Origin of the sequence: Anaerotignum lactatifermentans (assembly GCF_014982935.1) — a bacterium.
In the GTDB taxonomy this organism is placed as follows: domain Bacteria; phylum Bacillota; class Clostridia; order Lachnospirales; family Anaerotignaceae; genus Anaerotignum; species Anaerotignum lactatifermentans.
In genome coordinates this window covers 1-6,092 of sequence record NZ_JADCKK010000096.1, presented here as the reverse complement: position 1 = coordinate 6,092, position 6,092 = coordinate 1, and the positions used below count along the sequence as shown (strand labels likewise).

5 protein-coding genes and 1 pseudogene are annotated in these 6,092 nt (G+C 39.7%); all 6 read right to left on the bottom strand.

What is annotated here, in order from left to right; genetic code table 11:
- Positions 1 to 188: 188 nt before the first annotated feature.
- Positions 189 to 1,271: an immunity protein Imm33 domain-containing protein gene (locus INF29_RS13695; RefSeq protein ID WP_193487263.1), complete on the bottom strand. Its 1,083-nt coding sequence runs from the start codon at positions 1,269 to 1,271 to the stop codon at positions 189 to 191.
- 111 nt (positions 1,272 to 1,382) lie between these two features.
- On the bottom strand, positions 1,383 to 2,306 hold the full coding sequence (locus tag INF29_RS13690; protein WP_193487261.1) for a DUF3137 domain-containing protein: 924 nt from the start codon (positions 2,304 to 2,306) through the stop codon (positions 1,383 to 1,385).
- Between the two features lie 14 nt (positions 2,307 to 2,320).
- Positions 2,321 to 3,076: a LemA family protein gene (locus tag INF29_RS13685; RefSeq protein ID WP_072851405.1), complete on the bottom strand. Its 756-nt coding sequence runs from the start codon at positions 3,074 to 3,076 to the stop codon at positions 2,321 to 2,323.
- A 227-nt stretch (positions 3,077 to 3,303) separates the two neighbouring features.
- Positions 3,304 to 4,218, bottom strand: a complete 915-nt coding sequence (locus tag INF29_RS13680) for a Na+/H+ antiporter NhaC family protein (protein WP_193487259.1) — start codon at positions 4,216 to 4,218, stop codon at positions 3,304 to 3,306.
- 12 nt (positions 4,219 to 4,230) lie between these two features.
- Positions 4,231 to 4,380: pseudogene (locus INF29_RS15425) on the bottom strand (Na+/H+ antiporter NhaC); the annotation flags it as partial.
- 368 nt (positions 4,381 to 4,748) lie between these two features.
- Positions 4,749 to 6,092 (bottom strand): Na+/H+ antiporter NhaC (nhaC, locus tag INF29_RS13670; protein ID WP_193487255.1); only part of this gene is annotated, 1,344 nt, incomplete at its 5' end.

Below are 6,092 nucleotides of genomic sequence, written 5' to 3'. Positions count from 1 at the left end.
CTTCTATAATTTTGGTTGCCAGACCATTTTCATTATAACGCAGGAGGTTTCTTTCTTATACTAAAGTATTTTTACCTACCCCCAGTTGAACTGGGGGTTTTGTCATACCTGTTCGGCGTACAAAAAAAGACTCTCTAAACCATCAAAATGGTTCAGAGAGTCTTTTTCAATGACATCTCAAACATCAATTATGAAAAATATTCTGGATTCATGAATGGTATAATCAGTTCTGTAATATTGCCGTTTTGATCGAATCCCCAATAAGCACTATAGATTCCATCTCCCATTCCACTGGCAAACATCACCAGTTTTTTTCCACTTTTGGGTAATTTCCATAACAGGAAATTTCCTGCGCCTGTTTCCATCGCAACACCACTCTTTACATTTTCTGCAAACAAGGGCGCAAAGTAATCCTCATACAGATTTCCATTGGGGTATTCCTGATGCCACTCCTCTAGAAAGGTCTTATATTCCTTTGCTGTCATCGCATCTGCAAAACAAGCAAGTCCTGCATCTACACCAAAAAAGGAAAACACGCCAGGTTTTTGCAAATCAGCAAGTTCAAATCCTTTGGGCATAGCAATTTCATACCGCAAAGCAATTTGGTCACTGATTTTCAGCCTTGCCGCCGCTACTCTTACCCCTGCTAAAGTGGACCGGATCATAGAAAGTTCTACATCATAAGAGCCTTTCGGAATCTGCTTTTCCAAAGCTGTCTGATATTTCTCACTGCCTAAATAAACCATCGGATCTGCAAGAATCACATTGCCTGTAGGAAAATCAACCTCTCCAACAGTGATTATTTCCATCTTTTCTGTTTTGCAAAACAGATTTTGAAAGAATGAAATATCATAAGTTTCTTGATTCAGAAATTTTAGATTTCTCTCAAACGCCATTTGCAAAGGATGTTTCACAGGTTCTCGAATTTCTTCCCCTGTTCTGGTATCCACAAAATACATCCCATCGCTGATAAATTCCAAGTCTGCGCCTATGGGCATATAAAAAACATTACGTACCACAGGCTCTATTTCCATCAACGTAGAAAAATCCACCACAGCCAGGTTTTCCGCCTGATTGATATATTCTTGGGTATCTGTATGCCCCAGCGCAACCCATCCCGTGCCAATGCCATTGTTTTCCCGAAACATCCATTTCAGTTGGGATGTTCCCTCTAATAAAGATTTTGTGACAATGCAGGCACCCAGTGGTCTCTGATTTGTTTTGTCTGTAGTTTTTTTCTTATTGGTTTTGTTTTTGTCTAACAATCCCATGACGACCTCCCCTCTTTCCTTCTTTGATTTTAAAAAAGCCTGCAAAACGCAGGCTCAAAATATTTCTTATGGAACTGTAAGGTGTTTTATTGATTCTGCAACTTCAGTTATTTATGACACAATCAAAATTCCCTTTGCTTTCTGAATGAAATCCGCATCTTCCAGTATATACTCTGTTTGTTTTGAAACAGGCTCATCCACCACTGCATCAAACATGCTTTCCCGTTTCACTGCCGCGAACAGTTTTTCATCATAAAATACAAGTGAAATTTGACCTTTTACAGCGTCAGCAAATTCCATGATTTTTTCTATGCGCTGGGGTGTCAAAATATAATAGGCATTATGTTCATCATCCGCATAAACACGGAAACGACTCTGAAAGGCTTCATTTTCTGTCTGAATCTGATGTTCTGCCTTCCATCCAGCAAAATTCGACAGAAATTCTTTTTCAAAAATTTGTATATGCCCCTTGCTCACTTTCAAATCATCGAATCCCAAAAGGCAGATTACCTGACCGCCGAAAATTTCTTCTGTTTTTGTTTTGCCATCACGACGAACCAACTTTTTGGTAACGACATCGCTGATACGGAATTTTACATGCTCATATTCTCCAAAAAGCTGATCTTCACTTTCAAAATATTTTTTCTCACCACAAGCAACCACTGCCGCATTTCGGATATCATCCCATGTAAAACCACCTTCTGGATGATATTCCAATCCTTCAAATCCAGGTATACCGTTTAACACCTGAATAACATACTTGGATTTATAATTTGAATTAAATTTCTCATAAGTACGGTGGACAACGATGTACCACAACAACCCAAAAGTCGCAATAGCAAGGACAGCTGCCGCAACGACGATTTTCGCCACAAAAAGCGCAGACATGCCTTCTTTTTCAATCAATGCTACATAAAACATGCCTATATACAATACAAATGCCAAAAACGTCAAAACAATGGCAATATTTTGTCTTTTTCGTGCCTTATGCCGCATAATTTCCAGCTGTTCTTCGCTGATTATTTTTTCTTCCATATAACATCCCACTTTCAGTCAAAGTTTACTTTGTATTCCTTTTTGTTCTCATCCACCTGATAGAAATCAGCTTTGCTCATTCCATGGATGCCAGCAATGATAGAATAAGGGAACATAACGAGCTTCTGATTGTACAACGATACGTTGGAATTATAGAGCCTTCTTGCCGCCTGCAAATGTTCTTCTGCGTCAAAAATGGATTTCTGGAAATAATCCATGGACACATAGGAATACAGCACAGGGTATTGTTCTGACAAAGCATCGATAGCAGTTCCTACACCGCCCAACCCCTGCTGGATAGAAGCCAGCATACCAATCTTTTGGTTGATGTTCATTTTCTGCTCTGCAACACTGTTTTCATAGGCTTCTGCATTGGACTGATTTTTGTTTTTATGTTTTTGGGAGCCATGATGTTTTTCCATCTGCTTTTTGATACGATCCATCTGCTCCTGCTGTGCCTTAATGGTATCATCAATGGTCTTTAACGCTTCTTCGGACAGATGTTTTTTCTGCTCCAGAGTTTCTTCCTCCAGTTCTTTCCCTGCACGCACAGAAGTCACAGCTACATATGTATCATATTCATGCTGCAAAAACTTTTTCACCGCTTCGATTTCTTCGGAAAGCATATCGTATCTTTTTTCCAACGCCACATCAATGCCTGCACTGCCTTCTTCTACTTTAACAGACAGACGACGCAGTTTGTTGTATGCGGAAATATAAAACACGATAACGCAAAGAACCAATGCGATCACAATGATATAAACAGGCATACCACAACCTCCTCTAATGAAATTACTAAAAATTTAGAATTTATTTCCATTATACAATTATATGCCTTAATTCGCCACTAAAATTAAAATTTTTACCCACACAAAAATATCTGAAAAATTTTTCTGCAAAAATACTTCCTTATCTGTAAATATATAAATAAAGCAGTGAGAAAACAATCTCACTGCTTTAAACCACTTGATACAATATTTTATTTTCACAATTCTTTTCATTTCTCTAAATAAACCAGCCCAATCTTCCAGTGACTCAGAAGAATCACCATAATAGGTGCCAACCAGCATAAGAATGCGTATGGTCCATACTGCAAGGGAGAGATACCAAGCATGCCAAATACGACAATTCCGCAGGTATTCCATGGTATCAATGGTGATACGACTGATGCGCTTTCTGCCAGATATCTGGTCAGATTCAATGGACTCAACCCCCGTTCCACATAAGCGTCCTGAAACATATTACCGCAAATGACAGTTGTTACATAGTTATCCATAGCAAATAAATTCACTACGACACAACTGATAACTGTCAAGGTAATTAATGTTTCATCCTTTTTGACAAAACGCATCATTCTTTCCAAGAAGAATTGCAATATACCGGATACTTCCAAAACGCCGCCATAAGATACTGCGCAGAAAATCAACAAAACCGTTGGCATCATGGATAATATGCCGCCACGACTTAACAACGAATTTACCATTTCTACCTCTGTATTTCCAACAAAACCACTGTAAGCCGTTTTCATAACTGCCGCAATTGTTTCCCCTTGGACAAAAATGCCGCAAAATGCACCGATAAATGCCATAAATAATATTCCTGGTATTGCAGGTATTTTCAATAAAATCACTGCAAAAACAGACAATACTGGCAAAATCAACCATGGGCTGATGACAAAATTCTCTGCCAATGTTTCTGTCATGAGCTGAATTTCAGACAAAGAGCCACCATTTTCTGTCTGATAGCAAAACCCTACCACAACACATAAAATTAATGCAATAAAATAACTTGGCAGTGTATTTCTCAATACATTTTTGAAATTCTCAAACAAATTGACTCCTACAATAGCACAGTGCAGATTCGGCGTATCAGAAAGGGGAGAAAGCTTATCCCCAAAATAAGCCGCTGACACCACAATCCCTGCCGTAATATAAACAGGGATTCCGATCCCTTGGCTGATTCCAATAGCAGCGATTCCCAATGTTCCAATGATTGTCCAAGAACTTCCCGTGGCAACTGCGCAAATGCTGCATACCAGAAAAATCGTTACCAAAAATATATTCGGATGGATCATTCTTAACCCATAATAAATTAACGATGGTACAATACCGCCTTGAATCCCAGGTACTGATTACCATTCCTACCATAATCAGAATCAAAAGAGCTTGCAGCACAGACTGTAAAGAGGATAAAATTGCTTGCTGTATCTCCTTCCAGCCCAGTCCCATTCGCATTGCCATCACCGATGTAAAAGCGATCACAAGGATAAAAGGTCCATAGGTATCCACATTTAGAACACCAATGGCAATAGATAATACAACAACAAGTAAAAGTAATGCCACAATAATTCCCCACAAATGGGGCGCTCTTACTTTTTTATCCATATACCATCTCTCCAATCTGTGCTGCTTTCTTTTGTCAAATAACACCCCGATTATGTACTTACGCCATCTGCGCCTTCGGTTCTGCATATTCCATAGAACCCTGAGTCTCATTTTCCTCATCAGCCAACAAAGCTTTTTGTTCTTCCGGCGTCAGACGTTTCATACCAATATTCAAATAAGCAAATACCACAATCACGATGGAAGGAATCCAGCACAAAAATGCATACGGCGCATATTCTACTGGCGATACGCCCAGCATCCCTACCATGACAATCCCGCAGGTATTCCAAGGAATCAGCGGAGACGTGATAGCGGCACATTCCGCCAGACATTTTGTTAAATTCAGCGGATGCAGTCCCCTTTTCACATATGCCTTTTTAAACATACTGCCTGTGATAACAGCAGTTACATAGTTATCTACGGCAATCATATTCAATACAATACAGCTCACAACGGTTGAAAGAACCAATGTGCCATCCCGCTTTACAATTTTCAGCACTTTCTGGATCAAAACGCGCAGTACGCCTGTTGCTTCCAGAATTCCGCCATATGAAATGGCGCAGAAAATCAGAGAAGCAGTTCCCAACATAGATTCCATACCGCCACGAGTCAGCAGCGTATCTACTTCTGTTACTCCTGTTGTTCCTACATATCCATAATGAACAGCATTGATCGCGTCTGCCAAACTGCCGCCTTGTACAAAAATGCCGCATAATGAGCCTACCAGTGCCATCAGGAAAATGCCTGGAATCGCAGGGATCTTAAAGAAAATCATGCCAACTACCATCAAAATTGGCAGAATCAACAGTGGATGGATCACAAAATTCGCATCCAGTGTACTTGTGATGATCTCAATGGAATTCATGCCTGTTTCACCGCTAGGTGCATATTTCATACCCACAATAGCACACAAAATCAGTGAAATAATATAGCTTGGAATTGTTGTTTTCAGAATAAACTTGAAATTATCAAACAAGTTTACACCAACAATGGCACAATGCAGATTTGGCGTGTCGGAAAGAGGAGAGAATTTATCCCCAAAATATCCGGCAGAAACCACAATACCTGCTGTAATTGGTGCTGGAATTCCAAGCCCTTCCCCAATGCCCATGGAAGCAACGCCCAGAGTACCAACAATGGTCCAAGAAGTTCCTGTAGCAACGGCACAAAGGCTAGTTACCAAGAAAATCGTCACCAAAAAGATATTGGGATTGATCATTTTCAAACCATAATAAATCAGTGAAGGTACAATACCGCCATAGATCCATGCACCAATGGGCAGTGTGAAACTTTTTCTGTAAATATGTAATTGAAGAGGTTCTTCTATGGTAAAATTTAAATCATAGGAGGACCTTTTATTATGGCAAAACAGAAGAAACCCATACATCGGGTACAAATGACA

What these genes read in the sequence shown, in the direction of transcription:
- INF29_RS13685 (WP_072851405.1), bottom strand. Translation starts at nt 3,076, where the DNA reads ATGCCTGTTTATATCATTGTGATCGCATTGGTTCTTTGCGTTATCGTG.
- INF29_RS13690 (WP_193487261.1), bottom strand. Translation starts at nt 2,306, where the DNA reads ATGGAAGAAAAAATAATCAGCGAAGAACAGCTGGAAATTATGCGGCAT.
- INF29_RS13695 (WP_193487263.1), bottom strand. Translation starts at nt 1,271, where the DNA reads ATGGGATTGTTAGACAAAAACAAAACCAATAAGAAAAAAACTACAGAC.